General features: G+C 67.0%; 13 protein-coding genes and 2 pseudogenes. 6 read left to right on the top strand and 9 right to left on the bottom strand.

Features of this window, described 5'->3' with window-relative positions:
* Positions 1-130 precede the first annotated feature (130 nt).
* Positions 131-1,291: an AAA family ATPase gene (locus QQK29_RS16980; RefSeq protein WP_284301781.1), complete on the top strand. Its 1,161-nt coding sequence runs from the start codon at positions 131-133 to the stop codon at positions 1,289-1,291.
* Between the two features lie 52 nt (positions 1,292-1,343).
* The gene (locus QQK29_RS16975) at positions 1,344-3,542 is read left to right on the top strand and encodes a S8 family peptidase (protein ID WP_284301780.1); all 2,199 of its coding nucleotides are present in this window, start codon (positions 1,344-1,346) and stop codon (positions 3,540-3,542) included.
* A gap of 193 nt (positions 3,543-3,735) precedes the next feature.
* Here QQK29_RS16975 and QQK29_RS16970 read toward each other — a convergent pair.
* The 5 genes and pseudogenes from QQK29_RS16970 to QQK29_RS16950 form a co-directional block, all read right to left on the bottom strand.
* Positions 3,736-4,188 (bottom strand): annotated as a pseudogene (locus tag QQK29_RS16970) (integrase core domain-containing protein); the annotation flags it as partial.
* Positions 4,189-4,209: 21 nt separating this feature from the next.
* Positions 4,210-6,327, bottom strand: a complete 2,118-nt coding sequence (locus tag QQK29_RS16965) for a nuclease-related domain-containing DEAD/DEAH box helicase (RefSeq protein ID WP_284301778.1) — start codon at positions 6,325-6,327, stop codon at positions 4,210-4,212.
* Positions 6,328-6,426: 99 nt separating this feature from the next.
* The gene (locus tag QQK29_RS16960) at positions 6,427-7,287 is read right to left on the bottom strand and encodes a restriction endonuclease (RefSeq protein ID WP_284302035.1); all 861 of its coding nucleotides are present in this window, start codon (positions 7,285-7,287) and stop codon (positions 6,427-6,429) included.
* Between the two features lie 1,558 nt (positions 7,288-8,845).
* Entirely contained in the window at positions 8,846-9,529 is a 684-nt protein-coding gene (locus QQK29_RS16955; protein WP_284301777.1) for an SPFH domain-containing protein, read from the bottom strand.
* Between the two features lie 587 nt (positions 9,530-10,116).
* Complete coding sequence (locus tag QQK29_RS16950) at positions 10,117-10,704, bottom strand: hypothetical protein (RefSeq protein ID WP_284301776.1); 588 nt, start codon at positions 10,702-10,704, stop codon at positions 10,117-10,119.
* A 16-nt stretch (positions 10,705-10,720) separates the two neighbouring features.
* Here QQK29_RS16950 and QQK29_RS16945 point away from each other — a divergent pair, with 16 nt between their 5' ends.
* The 4 genes and pseudogenes from QQK29_RS16945 (at position 10,721) to QQK29_RS16930 (ending at position 11,996) form a co-directional block, all read left to right on the top strand.
* A complete protein-coding gene (locus tag QQK29_RS16945; RefSeq protein ID WP_284301775.1) occupies positions 10,721-10,909 on the top strand; it encodes a hypothetical protein in 189 nt (62 codons plus the stop codon).
* Positions 10,855-11,226 (top strand): hypothetical protein, encoded by a 372-nt coding sequence (locus QQK29_RS16940; protein WP_284301774.1) that lies wholly within the window; start codon positions 10,855-10,857, stop codon positions 11,224-11,226. The genes QQK29_RS16945 and QQK29_RS16940 overlap by 55 nt, the downstream gene beginning before the upstream one ends.
* A 188-nt stretch (positions 11,227-11,414) precedes the next feature.
* Positions 11,415-11,597: pseudogene (locus QQK29_RS16935) on the top strand (type II toxin-antitoxin system RelE/ParE family toxin); the annotation flags it as partial.
* 72 nt (positions 11,598-11,669) lie between these two features.
* Positions 11,670-11,996, top strand: coding sequence for a HigA family addiction module antitoxin (locus tag QQK29_RS16930; protein ID WP_284302032.1), 327 nt, complete (start codon positions 11,670-11,672; stop codon positions 11,994-11,996).
* A 138-nt stretch (positions 11,997-12,134) separates the two neighbouring features.
* Here QQK29_RS16930 and QQK29_RS16925 read toward each other — a convergent pair whose 3' ends face one another.
* From QQK29_RS16925 to QQK29_RS16910, 4 genes are read right to left on the bottom strand one after another with little or no spacing between them, the layout of a single operon-like run.
* Positions 12,135-13,172: a LacI family DNA-binding transcriptional regulator gene (locus QQK29_RS16925; protein ID WP_284301773.1), complete on the bottom strand. Its 1,038-nt coding sequence runs from the start codon at positions 13,170-13,172 to the stop codon at positions 12,135-12,137.
* A 4-nt stretch (positions 13,173-13,176) separates the two neighbouring features.
* Positions 13,177-14,622, bottom strand: a complete 1,446-nt coding sequence (locus tag QQK29_RS16920) for a GH1 family beta-glucosidase (protein WP_284301772.1) — start codon at positions 14,620-14,622, stop codon at positions 13,177-13,179.
* A complete protein-coding gene (locus QQK29_RS16915; protein WP_431308756.1) occupies positions 14,619-15,530 on the bottom strand; it encodes a carbohydrate ABC transporter permease in 912 nt (303 codons plus the stop codon). The genes QQK29_RS16920 and QQK29_RS16915 overlap by 4 nt, the downstream gene beginning before the upstream one ends.
* Positions 15,530-16,489, bottom strand: a complete 960-nt coding sequence (locus QQK29_RS16910; protein ID WP_284301771.1) for a carbohydrate ABC transporter permease — start codon at positions 16,487-16,489, stop codon at positions 15,530-15,532. The genes QQK29_RS16915 and QQK29_RS16910 overlap by 1 nt, the downstream gene beginning before the upstream one ends.
* Positions 16,490-16,608: the final 119 nt, after the last annotated feature.

Raw genomic sequence — 16,608 nt, 5'->3', positions numbered from 1 at the left:
ACAACTGCTGATACCGTGCCGAATCGGGACCAAGTGGCTAACTTTCGGAACACCAAGGCCAGAAACCGTTACAGACTATGGTTAGATCGAAACAGGTGATCGTGGCCGTTCAGCGTGGAGGGACTTGTCGGTGGAACATGTGTCGGAAGTGGCGAAGATCCTTGAGGGTGCGATTCGTCACGACCCGGAGCAGGCCATCAGCTATGGAGCCCTGCTCGCCGACAAGCTAGAGCGGACCGGGAACACTCGACAGGCGACACTTATCCGAAACGTCATCCGCAAGGCGCCGGCCCGGAACGCCGACGGAGCCAGTCTCGACGTCGTCCCGCGACGCCCGCGGGATGAAGACAGCAAGCTTGCGACTGTTGATGTGAGCTATCCAGCAGATGGTGGCGAGCCATGGCTGCACCTCTCAACCCGGGTGTTGGCTCAGATCGAGGACTTTGCCTCCTCGATCGAGAAGCGCGATGTGCTGCAACACCGCGGCATCGACATCCGCCCTCGGTTGCTCCTTCACGGTGAGCCCGGAACGGGCAAGTCATCTATCGCACGTGCCATCGCTGCCCGCCTCGGCCTTCCTCTGGTGACCACGCGAAGTGATGCGCTTGTGTCTTCGCTTCTCGGACAGACCAGTCGCAACATTCGTGAGGTCTTCGAGTACGCCTCGCGGTGGCCATGTGTGCTGTTTCTTGACGAGTTCGATGCTCTCGGAAAGAGCCGTGCCGACACGCGTGAGGTGGGGGAACTCCAGCGTGTGGTTATCGCCTTGCTCCAGAATATGGACGCGTTTGAGAGCGCTGGCGTACTTGTCGCTGCGACAAACCACCCGCAATTGCTCGACACAGCTGTATGGCGGCGATTCGACCATGTCATCCAAACTGAGTCGCCGGGCGAATCTCAACGCGAGGCCATCTTCCGAGATGTTCTTGGATTCCTTGCCCCGAATGACAAGGACATCCATCGCCTTGCCCAACTCGCCGACGGCCTATCGGGCGCTGGCGTCCGTGCGGCGGCATCCGACATAGCCCGTGCGGAAGTGCTCGCCGAATCAGAGTCGCTCCACCTCGCCGCCGCGGCACGACGACTAGCGCGATTCATGCTGCCTGACACCCTTTCGAGGTCTGGCAGCTTTGACAGTGACTCGGAAATACTTGCACTCCGGACCTGGGCGCCCGACATCTTCACCTACCGCAACCTTGCGGACCTTTTCGGTATCAGCACTCGTCAGGTGACGAACCATCTGAAGGAGCATCATGGTGGACTTCCAACCCATACTCCTCCTGCCATATGAGCGAACCGAGCTGACCCGCAAACCGGGCGGAGGAAGGACGCATGAGCCACTGGTGCCGATCACCGACACCCTCCGCAGGGAACTCTCCACTCAGGTCCTTCAGTTGGCCGAGATGGCCGCCCGTACGCGCGCCTCTGCTTCGAATCCGCTCCCCGTCAAGGTCGTACTTCACGAACGCGCTCTGGCGAAGTCGAGTCGCCCATACAAGTTCCTGAAGAACGCTGCGTTGCCGGTGATTGCTGTTGAGCGACCCGGTGAGCTGATTGTCGGTGGCACCAGCGACCGGCTTACTGCGTTGGCCTCGGCGATCCAGACCGGAACGAGTAAAGAGGACATCTTCCATATCTCCACGCTTACAGTGTTCTCAGCATGGGGAGTGTCCGATATTTTCGGAGTCTCGACTGAAGCCGAAGCAGCCGCCTTGCTTCAAGCAGCTCGCGATCGAGGTGCTTTCGTAAAGGTAACCTTCTTCCCCTGGTTCTCGACAATGGTGCAGCGGCTCGCGACGCCGCAGGGCGCCATCGGCCAAGGCCCCGATCGCCCGAGTCTGCTGGCGACGTTTGAACAAGCGCTCGGCTTGGAGGTACGGACAGCCAACGCGTCCACGGATCGTCCGGTCGCATACCTCGAGCCAACTGCGGAGCTCACCGTCGATTACTTCAGGGATCACAAGAGTGTGCGGTCGGTGAGTCTTGAGCCCATTTACTCGGTCGTTGACCCAGCTTCCCAGCCATACATCGAGCTTGCATCGCTAGAGAGCCAGCAAGTCCCTGTTCCGGCTGGTGAAGCAGTTGTCGTCGGAGTTCTCGACTCGGGCGTGGACAGCGCGATGTTGGAGCCGGGGATCATCGGGCGCGAGACCTTCAATGTCCCGGCAGATCGAGACCCTTGGCATGGCACCTTCGTCTCCGGGTTGGTGATGAGCGCGCGCTGGTTCAACGACGACGACCAGCGGTTCCCGCTTGATGTTGCGCTGGTGTTCGATGCCGAGGTCATGCCTGCCGGCGGGCTTCCGGAACACTTGCTTTTCGAACGGATTTCCGAGGTCGTTCGTGCCCATCCGGAAGTGCACGTATGGAATTGTTCCTTCGGCGCTGCGCCTTTGGGAAATATCGAGTATGGCACCCTGGCCCAGGATCTCGACGCCCTTTCAGATGATCTAGGTGTGCTCTTCGTCCAAGCCGCAGGTAATTTTCCTAACCTCCGTACATGGCCACCAACTCCGGCCGTCGCCATCGGAGATGACCTTGCATCGCCAGCCGAGGCCATCCGCTCCATGGCAGTCGGGGCTAGGGCGCACAACGGAGGTTATGTGCCTCAGGAAATGCCGTCGTCCTATTCGCGGCGCGGTCCGAGCTTCGCGCTTCATGTCAAGCCCGATGTGTCTCATTGGGCAGGTGACATGAACCAGTCCGGCTCACTTGGTGGCCACGGCGTCAAGTCGATAGTGCCCTCGGGAATGTCTGCCGAATCTGTGGGAACTTCGTTCGCGACGCCGATCGTCAGTTCGATCGCGGCCAATGTGTGGGACGCGCTGGCTACGAGCAACGCGACAGCGCCGCGTCCGGAACTCGTGAAGGGTCTCATCGTCCATTCCGCGCTGCTCCACGATCAGACTGGCATCGACTCTGACCATCGCAATTATTTCGGGTGGGGAACCCCGCCTTCGAGCGCGCTGGTGTTGGGTGGCGACCCGCACATCTTCACAACTGTGCACGAGGTTGTGCTCACGCCGGGAAGCGATTGGTACAAGCAGCCGTTCCCGGTTCCTACCCAACTACTGACTCCCGAAGGAAAGTTCCATGGGGAGGTACTTCTTACGCTCTCCTACGCGCCGCCCATCAATCCCGCGTTTGGTTCCGAGGCAGTCAGGACGGACGTATCCGGTGCATTCGGCTATATGACTCAGACCCCCGAAGGTCGTTCCCGCTTCCGTTCGATAACACCGCAAGAGGTAGTCGGCGGGTATTGGGAGTCACAGCAGGTTGCTGACGGCAAATGGTCCCCGCTCAAGAGTCATCGGAAGCGCTATCCGCAAGGTACGGGACGAGGGACGTGGGCATTGCGCCTCTCTATGACGGAGCGGGTCGATGACGAAGCGCACCAGGAGCAGCGGGTGTTTGCAATTGTGTCGTTCCGAGCGTTGGCTCCGGATGTTGACATCTACTCAACCGGCGTGCGTGAGGTGAATCGGCTTGGATACGTGAACAAGGTGATGGCGCCCGCAACGCGCCTTCGTGTCGACGGATGAAGCGGTGCGACCTTGCCCGAGAATTCTCACCGTGCGGAGTCGTTCTCGAGCTACCCGCCACGAACTCTCCACTTACAGGTCGAGAGATCGCCCCGCGAACCCTGCCCACGTTCTGACATAGGTGAAGTCGACGACCCATCGGCGGTTCGGTGCGGCCGCGGTGAAGTGAACCGTCCCCGGTTCTTTGCCGCTCCTATGCGGGTGCCAGCACCGGGTGGGATGGCGTTTCGTGGTCAGCGTAGTACGCGGCCTCGAACTCGTCGGGCGGGACGTCGCCGAGCGTCGAGTGGAGCCGTCTGGCGTTGTACCAGTCGACCCAGCCGGTGGTGACCCACTCGACGTCGTCTATGGCGCGCAGCGGTCCGTGCCGGAACGGGGAGCCGTCGGGGATGGCCTCGTTCTTGAACAGCCCGATTGTGGATTCGGCTAGGGCGTTGTCGTAGGCGTCGCCGATGGATCCGATTGAGGCGGCGATGCCTTCCAGCGCGAGGGTCTCGGCGAATGACACGCTCGTGAACTGAGACCCGGCGTCGCTGTGATGGATCAGCCCGTCCTGGACCTGGTGACCGGCCCGGTCGCGGCGCCACAAGCCCATCCGCAACGCTGTGGTCACCAGCGGGGTCGTCTTCGTCGTCGCGGCGTGCCAGCGCTGTCAGTCCCGATGAACTTACTGATGCCTTGGGGTGGTGCCAGCGTCGACATTCCCGACTGACCCGACCCACAGCCCATCCCGCGCGCGCGTCATCCCGACGTATAGCACTCGTCGCTCTCGCTCGGCCTTCTCGTCGCGTGACGCCGCGTCTCCATCCGCCGACCTGCGCGGCGCGAGCAGCGTCGCATCCGTCCACGGCAGCAGCACCTGCTTGAACTCGAGGCCCTTCGCGCGCTGGATAGTGCCGACCTTTACCTTCTCAACGGGCACGCCGTTGTAGTCGAGCAGGTCCACGGTCGGGATGCCGGCGCGCTCGAGCAGTATGGCGGCGCGCTTCGCGTCGCCGTTGTTCGTGCACAGCACGCCCACATCGCCGAGGCCTGTGTCGATCGAGGTGATCACCGCCCTCACGTGGGAGACGAGGGCGGCATCGTGCTCTGCGCGCGTTGCGAACGCCGCGCGGATCGGGCGCTTGCCGTGGCGTTCCACCGGACGCGAGGCCTCGTAGCGCAGCGCAGCTGCATCCTCGATGTCGGTGTACTGGTCGGAGGCCACGATCGTCGCGGCCGCCTCCAGGATCTCGGCGGTGTTGCGGTAGTTGGTGTCGAGGATCACGCCGCGTCCCGCCACCGAGAGCCCCGCCTCGGCGAGGGTGTAGCCGCCGGGGTAGATGGTCTGCTGGCCGTCGCCGATGAGGGTGAACGCATCCGTGCCGTCGCCGCCGATCGACCACAGCATCCGCACCATCGCGCACGACAGATCTTGCGCCTCGTCGACGACCACCGCGCTGTAGCCCTCGAGCGGCTTGCGGGCGAGCTCCTGCTCGGCCAGCAGCACGAGGTCGGCGAAGTCGTGCACGCGGGCCGCCCGCAGGCGCGCCTCGTAGTCGACGAAGAGGTCCCACACAGCCCGCCGCTGGTCGACGCCGAGCGCGCGGCGGCGGCCGACGCGGGCGCAGTCGGCGTACTGCTCGAAGCGGGTGAAGCCGCGCCCCTTGATGACGCTCTCCACCTCCTCCTTCCAGTAGTCGCGCTCCGGCTCGATGGGGGAGAGGCGCGGGGCGGCAGCGACCCACGCCGCGTTGAACAGCTCGGTCGCCTTGCGGCCGTCGAGGCGCACCATCACGCCGCGCTCATCGAGGATGCGCTTGGCGAGCGCGTGCACACCGACGAACTCCACGCGGTCGGCCACCTCGGGTGCCATCCGCTTCAGCAGATTGCCGAGCACGACCGGCAGTGTTCGCACGTACGTGGTGACGAGCACCTTGCCCGGGCGCGAACGAGCCAGGTACGCCGCACGATGCAGGCCGACCACCGTCTTGCCGGTGCCTGCGGCGCCACGGATGCGAGCGGGGCCGCTGAAGTTGCGGCGCACGAGCTTCGCCTGGTCGGGGTGGAGGAACGCCATCCACTCCTCGATGGGCGGAGCGAGGAGCGTTTCGAGCAGCTGGGCCTGGATCTCATCGGCGCTCGGCAGCTCGGCGATATCGAGTTCGACGGGGCGGCTTTCGAGAACCGGCTCGGGAATGGTGAGAGCCACGGGGGCCGGCGAGCTCACGTGTGGGAAGAAGTCGAGCACCGCCTTGAGCACCTTCTCGACCATCGCGGGGGTGAGACGCTGACCGCGTCGGGCGATGTGACGGGCGATGTCGGCATCCCCGACCAGTTCGACCGTGTTGACCGACTCGCTGATGCCCTTCTTGCCGGTGAAGACGGCGACCGCGCGCACCTCGCCCGGCGCTAAACCGACTTCGGCGAGTGCGGCCTCCGTCTTCCATGCCAGCTCGGCCAGTCCGTCGAACTCGTCGGTCACATCCGCCTGCCCGCGGTAGATGTGACCGGCGGCGATCGTCACCTCGTGCCACGCCTTCGAGTCGACGATGTGCACGCCCGACGGGCCGACCACCACGAGGTCAACCTGTGCGCGCCGACTGCCTGGCCACTGACGGTCGGGGATGAGGTGGTAGCCGTGCGCCACGAGCGGGGCGAGCGCTTGCACCGTGCGGCGCTCGCTCTTGCTCGCCGCCATGAAGTTCTCGGCACGCTCGCGCGCCGCAAGCGCCTCCGCTTCGTGTGCGCTCGCGAGCGCCAGCTGCCGCTCGGCTTCGAGCTCAGCAGATCCGCCGGCCGTCATGCGTGATCCCCTCGGGTGGTACTCGAACGATTGTCGCGAAAGCGCGGGGGCGGCGGTATGCCGAGTACGGGGGTATGACGGATGAACTACGCGGCGCGCTTACTCGAAGAAGTCCTCGTCGATCTCGACGATGCTCACTGTCTGCTTGGTCTGCACTCCGATGCCGAAGCGAATCATGAGCGAGGTGAGTCTTTCGCCGTCGATCAAGATGATTCTGGTTGGTACGACCTCCGCGTAGTCGCGCGCACCCGGAGAAAAGCGTCCGGTTGTGATGAATACTCCGCCATCGGCTTTGCCGCTCAGCGCTCCGACGAATCCCTGCACCTCGGGTCGATTCACGGCGTTGTCCGCTGCGTACCGCTTCGCCTGCACGTAGACGCGGTTCAGCCCCAGGGTGTCCTGATCGATGACGCCGTCGATACCACCATCATTCGTCGCGGCGGTGACACGAGCCTGCCCGTCCGCCCCGCCGTAACCCATCGCGACGAGAAGGTCGACAACGGTCTGTTCGAAGAATGCCGGTGATTTCGTCATAAGACGACTGAGCAACTCGGCCTTCACGTCGGCGTGGATCTGCTTGATGCCCTGATCGATGAGTTCAGCCGGGTTCAGCGAGTCGACATTCTCGATCACTTCGGGTGCGGTGGTCTGGGTGCTTCGGGCCCGGCGGTAGCCGGTGACCGCTTCGACGTCCGCCCGCGTTACTGCCGGGTGCGCCAGGAGGAGAGACCGTCCCAGGTCGTTGACGACGTAACGGCCACGCTCGGGTCGAGACAGCGCGCCGGACTTTGTCAGGTGCGAGATTGCCCACCCGACGCGGTTCGCGTACATCGGCTGACCAGTGGTCAGCGTGACAGTGCGGTCGGCCTCTGTGAGATGGACGTCATCCGCTGCGGCCTCCGTAATCTCGCTCCGGTCTCGAACGGTGCCGTCGCTCATGACGCGCAGGATCGGAGCCATGAACTCATGCCAGGTAGGAATCGACACGTAACAACCTTTCGACGGATGCTGCCCACATAGCCACGGGCGGCATGGGCGCTTTGACGCTACCAATTGACGTCCGACAAGTGAGCGTGCTGATCGTTGATCGGCGCTGCGGGCGGCTGCGGGCGATGGTGATCTCGGCCGACGGCAAGTCGCCCCGAGTTGGGGGATGCCGATGTTGCCGGTGCCCGCAACCATGGGAGTGTGAGCACCCCTCCGCGTCTCGAGACCCGCTGATGACCGACGAACTCGAACTCATCACCGATGGCGACGGCGTCGCCATCATTGGTGACTCCGCGGCGGTTGACCTCTTCTTCGCCGAGCATGACCTCGAGTCGAACAGCATCGACCTCGCACGATTCCTGCCGTCCGCAAGCACGGTGAACAAGGCAGGTGCCGCGATCAATGTCGGCTCGCATATCGCCGCGAACGCCGGCCGCTGGGTACAGCTCTCGGAGAAGTCGGCACAGGTGCTCAAGACGAGCCACATGATGAAGGGGTCCGCCGATAACCTCGTTCGGGCGATCGCGACGAACGCGAAAGGCAACCGCACCACCGCGATCCTCGAGATCGTGAAGGGCGGATCCATACTCGCCAATCCGGCGGTGCTCGCCGGCGTCGGCGGCATCATGTCGCAGCTGGCCATGCAGAAAGCCATCGACGACATTCAGGAGTACCTCGCGGTCATCGACAAGAAGGTCGACGACATCCTGCGGGCGCAGAAAGATGCCGCGCTCGCCGAGATGATCGGCGTCGGCCTGATGCTCGATGAGGCCATGACCGTGCGGCAACAGGTCGGCCGCGTCTCCGAGGTGACCTGGTCGAAGGTGCAGGCGACGGGGCTCTCGATCGCCAAGACGCAGGCATATGCGCTGCGTCAGCTCGACGCGCTCGCGGAGAAGCTGGAAGGTGAATCGCACGTCGACGGCCTTGCGAAGACGTCGGGCAAGGCGGCGCGCACGGTGCACGAGTGGCTCGCGGTCTTGGCGCGTTGCTTCCAGCTGCACGACGCGCTCGCGGTGCTCGAGCTGGATCGCGTGCTCGACGCGGCGCCCGACGAGCTCGATCGTCACCGCATCGGGTTGAAGACCGCGCGAGAGAACCGACGCGATCTGATCGTGAACACCACCACTCGGTTGCTCGCCCGCATCGACGCGATCGCCGATCTGACAGACGGTGAGATCCTGCGCAACCCGTTCAGCTCAAGAACTGTCACACAGTCGGTCGAGCGCACGGGGGCTGACATCGCACGTTTCCACGGTGTGCTGGGCGTCCCTGTGGAGCGCCAAGCTCTGGAGGCGAAGCGCTGGACGGAAGCCGCGGTCGACATCCGCGACGACGCGATCGCGAAGGGTGCTGAAGGCGTGCGGGTCACGGTGCGTGTCGGCGGGGAGGCGGTCGATAATGTGCGCCGTGGGATCGGTCGGTTCGCGGGCGATGTGTCGAAGCGGCTGCTGAAGCAAGACGAGACCGAGGGTGAGACGCCGCCCCGAGCGACCGCAGTGGGCGGGCTCCGAAGAACCCGCCCACCACATCACTCGCCCGTGCCGGGGTTGCCGACGCGCACGATGAACTGCCCGCTCGCGGCCGCGGCCTCGAGGGTGCGCAGCTGCAGCAGGGCAGGGTGCGCCTCGAGCACCTGCGCGACGTTCGCAAGCGACCGCAGCGCCGCAGCATCCGCTCGCGCACGCTCGAGCTTGGCCCGACCCTGCTCGCGAGCCAGAGCCGTCTCGGCGAGGGCGTGACGCAGCTCGGCGGAGAGCGTCACGTCACGCATCGCGAACTCGAGCACCTCGGCACCGACGGTCGCGGCCGCCGAGGTGAACGCGTCGCGCACGCCGGCCAGGAGGTCGACGCGGGTGGCGAGCACCTCGTCGAGCGTGCGGCCGGCGATCGCCTCGCGCACGGCCAGCTGGGCGAGCACGTACACGGCATCCGCCGGGATGTCGGCCTCGGTCAGCCAGGCGCGCACGTCGCCGATGCGGAACCGCACCAGCGGCGTCACGCGCACCTGCATGCCGTCCGCGGTCAGCACATCCTGGGTCGCCAGCGCCAGCCAGCGGGCGCGCGTGTCGACGATGCGCCACGACTCGCGCAGGCGACGGCGGTGCCGGCCCGGGCCGACCACGCGGTCGACCGTGCCGGAGCGCACGACCAGGGCGCGCTCCCACGGCTGCACGAGCGCGCGCCGGCCGATGGAGATGGTGCGGGTGGACATGGGGATTTCCTTTCTGTGTGTGGGGGTGGGCAGGGGTGGGGGTCTCGACACGCCGCTTCGCGGCCACTCGACCAGCGGGAGGGGCGGCCAGCGGGGGAGGCGCCCAGCGGGAGGTGCAGGATGTGGGCGCCCGCCCCGCGCAGCGGCGGTCGCGGGCGATGCGGAAGGCGGCGAACCGCGTACCGAACGCGCAAAGCGAACCGTCGCCGAACTCGCGGGGCAGGCACCCTGCCGATTCGAACGGCATTACCAATGGAGCGGGATATACAGTCCTGCGCTGGTGGCATCCGGATGCGCGGAACCAGGTGGGCTACAGCCTCTGGCCGCTCGGATCACCTCGTGTGGCGACCGCTCGGGTCGCCGGGTCTAGTGCTGGCGCTGGGGCGAATCCGCGAACGCCGTCGGCTGTGCGCAGACGAGCCCGCGGGTGCCCGCGTAGGTCTCAGTGTTCGTGCGCACGATCGGCTCCTGGGTGTCGGTTCGCCCGGATGGGCAGGGTTGCGACGATAGCGACACGCCCGGGATGCGCGCAAGTCTCAGTTCGGTCACGGGCGCGGGCAGCCCGGCGCGAGCGGCGCCGCCCGCCCTCACGTCGTCAAGCGATCCGGAACCCGGCCCTCCAGGCGCAGCGCATTCGCCCGGGCCGCATGCCACCAGCGCACCTGGCGGATGCCCGACACGAGCAGCCACCCGAACGCGGCGACCAGCAGCGGCCCCATCACCCAGCACGTGATCGCGAGCGGCAGCTCCGACGCGGTCACGCCCGTCAGCACCACCCACGCGCCGAGCAGGATGCCGACGGTGCCGAACACGATCCGCAGCCACGGGTTCTGCGACCGGGAGGTGCGCGGCACGTGCACGTCTTCGTTGCGGAATGGCGCCATGCCCCCACCGAGCTCGCGCTCCACGCGCACCATGAGCACCGCATCCGCTGCCCGCTGCAGGCCGCCGGGCGTGAACCCGAGCAACTCCAGCCAGCCCGAGCCGCGGGAGAGGTCGCGGTAGGTGTAAACCCCGGCACGGTCCGTCGGATGCAGCTCGAACGGTGCGAGCACGGTCGCCACCGCGAGCTCGAGCGACGGCGAGTCGGGAATAGGCGCGAGGTACTCCGCCGCGGCCGGGCGGCCCGCAGCGTCATGCGTCTGCAGGATGCGCACAGAGAGGCCAGCGGACATGCGGACAGTATGCCGGATGGGGGGGGGGCTGTGGCTCGTGCTCGCGCAGCTCGCGACGCTGCTGCTCACCGTGATCGGCATCGTGGCGCTGCTCGTCGTGCTGTGCGTGATCTTCCGCATCGCGGTGCGCACCCGCGAGACCGGCGGGGAGTGCTCGACTCGCTGCTCATCGACGGGGCCAACGGGCTGCACCTGGGGTGGGTGACGCTTGCGACCGTGGCCAACACGACAGCGTTCCTCACGGATGTGGCGCCCGCGTCGTGGGGTGATGCGGCGACGCCTGTGGGCATCGTGGTGCTCGTCGTGGTCGGGCTCATCGGGGTGGCGATCGCATGGTTCAGTCGCGGAAGGATCGCGCCGGCGCTCGCACTCGCGTGGGGGCTCAGCTGGCTCGCGGTGGGGCGGCTGTCGGTGGAGCCCCTGAGCACCGGGATCGGGGTCACGGCGATCGTGGTCGCGGTCGTGGTGCTGCTCGCGGCGGTCGTGGTGCGGTTCGCTCGGGGGCGGGTGCCGAGTAGCTGACGGGCTGGTTTCGAGACGCGCCTGCGGCGCTCCTCAACCAGCGGGGTGGCGGTGGGTGGAGCTGAGTCGGCGGCTTCTCATAGCCTGACCGCGTCGTGCCGCCGATAGGTCTGGAGACATGCCATGAGCCCACGCCCGCCGCGCATAACGTATTGCGTTAATAACGCGACGCGTTATAGCCTGGAATCGTGATCGGGTCGTTTGCCGACCGTCGCACCGAGAGGCTGTGGTTGCGGGAATCGGCTCGAGAATACGATCCGCGAATCGTGAGGACGGCTTTGCGGAAGCTCGCAATCCTGGACGCTGCGGTGACACTCGAAGACCTGCGAATGCCGCCGGGCAACCGCCTCGAGGCGTTGAAAGGTGATCGCGCGGGACAGCACAGCATCCGGATCAATGACCAGTGGCGCATCTGCTTCATCTGGAACGAAAGGGGCCCGACCATGTCGAAATCGTCGACTACCACTGAGCGTGCAGCGGATGGACTGTCGCCCGTCTACCCGGGCGAAGTGCTCATGGAGGACTTCCTTTTGCCGCTCGGGGTCAGCCAGCACAAGGTGGCCGTGGCCATCGGGGTGCCGCCGCGGCGCATCAACGAGATCGTGCACGGACAGCGGCGCATCAGCGCCGACACGGCCCTACGACTCGCGCGGTACTTCGGCACGACGGCGCAGTTCTGGATCAACCTGCAGAGCCACTACGACCTCGAGGTTGAACGTGATCGGATCGCGGGAGAGCTGGAGCGGATACGGCCGTTGCGGACGGCGTGAGTGTTGTGTGGGGGCGGCGGTTTCGAGACGCGTCGCGCTGCGCGCGGCGCTCCTCAACCACCTGAGTCTGCGCGGTGGGGCGGCGGTTTCGAGACGCGTCGCGCTGCGCGCGGCGCTCCTCAACCACCTCGGCTGGGCCTAGGCCGACGCGCGGCGCACCAGGCGCGACTCCACCACGGTCGAGACGGGCACGTCGTCGCCCGCGAGGATGCGCAGCAGCGTGTCGGCCATGAGCTCACCCATGCGCTCCGAGGGCTGGTTCACGGTGGTGAGCGGAACGTGGGCGGTCAGCGCGGCGGACGAGTCGTCGAAGCCGACCACCGCGACATCCGCCGGCACCTGGCGCCCCGCATCCAGCAGCACCGACACCGCGGCGGCCGCCATCACGTCGTTCGCGGCGAAGACGGCATCCACATCCGGGTGCGCATCCAGCAGCTGCCGCATGCCCGCGGCGCCCGAGTCGGCGGTGAAGTCGCCCGGCACCTCGAGGGCCGTCGACAGCCCCGCCTCCACCAGCGCGTCGCGCCAGCCCTCGGTGCGGTCCCAGGCAGCCGACATGTCGGCGGGACCGGTGATCGTGGCGATGCGGCGCCGACCCGAGTCGATCAGGAACTGCACGGCAGCGGATGCGGCTCCCCGGTTGTCGACGTCGATGAAGTAGTTCGGCGGGTCGGTGAGCTCCGACGGGCGACCGCCGAACACCACCGGCAGGGTGTCGTGCAGGTGCAGCAGCCACTCGTCGCGGGTGTGCTGGGAGGCCACGAGCACGCCGTCGACCACGCCGCTCGCGAGGTAGCGCTGCAGCTTCGAACTCGCCCCGCCACCGCTCGAGCCATCCGACGACACCATGAGGTTCAGCAGGTAATCCGACGCCTCGATGCGGCGCGACACCCCCGCCATGATCGAGATGAGGTGCGGGTCGGCGAGAGCCAGCTGCCCCGGCTCCGGGATCACGAGCGCGATCGCCATCGACCGGGCGGAGGCGAGCGAGCGCGCCGCCCGGTTCGGCACGTAGCCCATGCGGGACGCCACCTCGCGCACGTGCTGGATGGTCGCCTGCGACACATCCGGCTCGCCGTTGAGGGCGCGCGACACCGTGGAACGGGTCACCCCCGCCTCGGCCGCCACCATCTCGAGAGTGGGGCGCCGCGTGGGGGAGGATGTCGGCCTGGCCACCGGATCAGCGTAGCGACGCGTCGGGCATCGACCCAGCAGGTGCCGCGCCCGCGCCTGCACGCCGGGCCGCCGCGATCGCATCCCGATACGCGAGCGCCGAATCCTTCAGCGTGCGTGCCTGCGTCGCATAGTCCACCCGCACCAACCCGAACCTCTTCTCGTACCCCCACGCCCACTCGAAGTTGTCGAGCAGCGACCAATAGAAGTAGCCCCGCACATCGGCCCCGGCCTCGATCGCATCCGCCACCGCATCCAGGTGCGCCACGAGGAACGACGCGCGCTCGGCATCTGCAACCGACCCATCATCCGCCACCGCATCCTCGAACGCGGCCCCGTTCTCGGTCACGTACATCGGGATGCCCGCCGGCCCCGCGTACTCGCGCTGCAGCCGCCCGAGCAGCTCGGTGAGCCCCGCGGGCTCGATCTCCCACCCCATCGCGGTGGTCGCCGCCCCGGTCGGATGCCAGTGGATGCCGTCCGCCGCCGGGTATGGGGAGCGGGTCGCGCGCGTGGTGGGCGCCTCCTGGCTGAGCGGCACCTCGGGCGGCAGCACCGACACGGTCTCACCGTGGTAGTAGTTGACGCCCAGGAAGTCGGCGGAACCCCGGATGAGCTCCAGGTCACCCGGCAGCACCACCTCGTCCAGCCCGAACGGCGCGAGATCGGTGCGCAGATCATCCGCGTACTCCCCGCGGAACAGCGGGTCGAGGAAGAACCGGTTGAACTGCCCGTCGATGCGCCGAGCCGCATCGGCATCGCCCGGATCCGCGGGCCGCAACGCCCGCACCGGCGCGAGGTTGAGCGTGATGCCCACCTGCGCGGCTCCCGCCGCCTTCAGCTCACGCGCCGCGAGCCCGTGCGCGAGCAGCAGGTGATGCCCCGCCGCGACCCCGTCGGAGGGCGACATGCGCCCCGGCGCGTGCGCGCCCGCCGTGTACGACAGGAACGACGAGCACCACGGCTCGTTGAACGTCGTCCAGGTGTCGAGCCGGTCGCCGAGCGCGCCGTGCACCGCCAACGCGTACTCCACGAAGCGCTCCGCGGTCTCGCGTGCGGGCCAGCCGCCGAGCTCCTCCCGTGCCTGCGGCAGGTCCCAGTGGTACAGCGTCGGCCACGGACGGATGCCGGCCTCGAGCAGCGCGTCGACCAGCCGGTCGTAGAACGCGAGCCCCGCCGGATTCACGGCCGCGTCATCCGGAACCACGCGCGCCCACGAGATCGAGAAGCGGTACGCGTCGAGCCCGAGCGAGGCCATGAGCGCGACATCCTGCGGGTAGCGGTGGTAGTGGTCGCACGCGACCAAACCGTTGTCGCCCGCCACGACCGCGCCGGGCACGCGGCAGAAGGCGTCCCAGATCGAGTCGCGGCGGCCATCTGTGAGGGCCGCGCCCTCGATCTGGTAGGCGGCGGTGGCCGCCCCGAACACGAACCCGGGCGGAAGCTGCCTCACGCCTTCACCGCACCCTGCATGATGCCCGACACGAGCTGCTTGCCGGCAACCACGAACAGGATGATGAGCGGAACCGTTGCCACGAGCGTGCCCGCGAGCACGACCGAGTAGTCCACGAAGTAGTTCGCCTGCAAGAGCGACAGCGCCACCGGCAGCGTCGGGTTCTGCGGGGTGAGCACGATGAAGGGCCAGAAGAAGTTCGTCCAGGTCGCCACGAAGGTGAACAGGGCGAGCATCGTCGCCGCGGGGCGGGCGATCGGCAGGGCGATCGACCAGAACGAGCGGAAGGAGCTCGCCCCGTCGACGCGCGCCGCCTCGATGATCTCGTCGGGGATCGCCTGCTGCACGTACTGCGTCATCCAGAACACGCCGAAGGCGTTCACGAGCGCGGGCACGATGATCGCCTGCATGGTGTCGATCCAGCCGTACTGCGCCATGAGCAGGTACAGCGGCACGACGCCGAGCTGCGTCGGTACGGCCATCGTCGCAACGATGAACACGAGCAGCGGTCCGCGGCCCTTGAACTTGAGCTTCGCGAAGGCGTAGCCGGCGAGCGTAGAGAAGAACACCACGGATGCCGACACGGTCGTCGAGACCAGCAGCGAGTTGCCGAGCGCCTTCCAGAAGTTCACGGCCGGGTTGGTCATGGCGGCGTAGGCGTTCTCGATGAAGTGCACGCCCGGAATCCACGACAGGTTCGGGTCGCGCGCCGAGGTCGAGTCGCCGGATGCCACCAGCAGCGACCAGTACAGCGGCAGGATGCTGAGCAGCAGCACCACTCCGAGGAACGCGTAGCCCAGGATGCCGGGCTTGCGTTGCGCGACGGTGAGCCGCCGCATCCGACGCCGACGGTTGCGGGCCGCCTGCGCGGGGGAGAGCAGCGGGATGGGGGCGGGGCCGGTGGTCATCAGCGCGTCCCTTCTGTGGAGATGCGGCGCGAGAGCAGCAGGTTGATGAGGCCGAAGATGGCGATCACGAGGAACAGCAGCCACGCCACCGCCGACGCCTTGCCGAAGTCGAAGCGATCCCACCCGAGGTTGTAGAGGTAGAGCGTGAGGGTGAGCCACTGCGAGTCCGACCCGCCCTGACCGAACTGGTCGTAGAGGCGCGGCTCGTCGAAGATCTGCAGGCCGCCGATCGTCGAGGTGATGATCACGAAGATGAGGGTGGGACGGATGCCGGGGATCGTGACCGACAGGAACTGCCGGATGCGCCCGGCCCCGTCGATCACGGCCGCCTCGTAGTAGTCGCGGGGGATCGCTTGCATCGCGGCGAGCAGCACGAGCGAGTTGTAGCCGGTCCAGCGGAAGTTCACCATGGTCGCGATCGCGACGTGGCTGGAGAGCGGGTCGACGTGCCAACGCACGGGCGGGATCCCGAAGGTGCCCAGCAGGTTGTTGATCGCGCCGAACTGGTCGGCGAACAGCTGGCCGAAGATGAGGGCCACCGCCACGGGCGCCACGACGTAGGGCAGCAGCACGCCCATCCGCCAGAAGGTCTTGGCCCGCAGGTTGGTGTCGAGAGCGGATGCGATCAGCAGCGCGAAGATGATCTGCGGCACCGAGCTCAGCAGGAAGATGCTCACCGAGTTGCGCAGCGCGATCCAGAACTTGCGATCTCCCAGCACCGAGGCGTAGTTGTCGAGCCCGTTCCAGCCGGCATCCCCGCCCACGAGGCTCCACTCGTGCAGCGACACGTAGGCGGTGTAGACGAGCGGGAAGAGCCCCACCACCGCGAACAGGATGAAGAACGGCGAGATGTAGACGTAGGGCGTTGCCCGGTAGCTGAAGTTGGCGAACCGCTGGCGGCCGGTGAGCGGCGCGCGGCTGCGTGGTCGCCGCGACGGTGCGGCGGATGTCGTGGTCATGTCAGGTCCTCGGGTGCGACGGGTGCGGTGCGACAGGTCTGGTGCGACGGGTCTGGGGCGACGGATGCGGGCGGCTGGTGTGCGCGTGAGCGAGTGTGCGGGGGCGGGCCGTCCCATCC

This window comes from Homoserinibacter gongjuensis (genome assembly GCF_030161875.1).
GTDB classification, from domain to species: domain Bacteria; phylum Actinomycetota; class Actinomycetes; order Actinomycetales; family Microbacteriaceae; genus Homoserinibacter; species Homoserinibacter gongjuensis.
The sequence above is the reverse complement of the archived record's forward strand: the minus strand, read 5'-3'. Positions and strand labels throughout refer to the sequence as shown.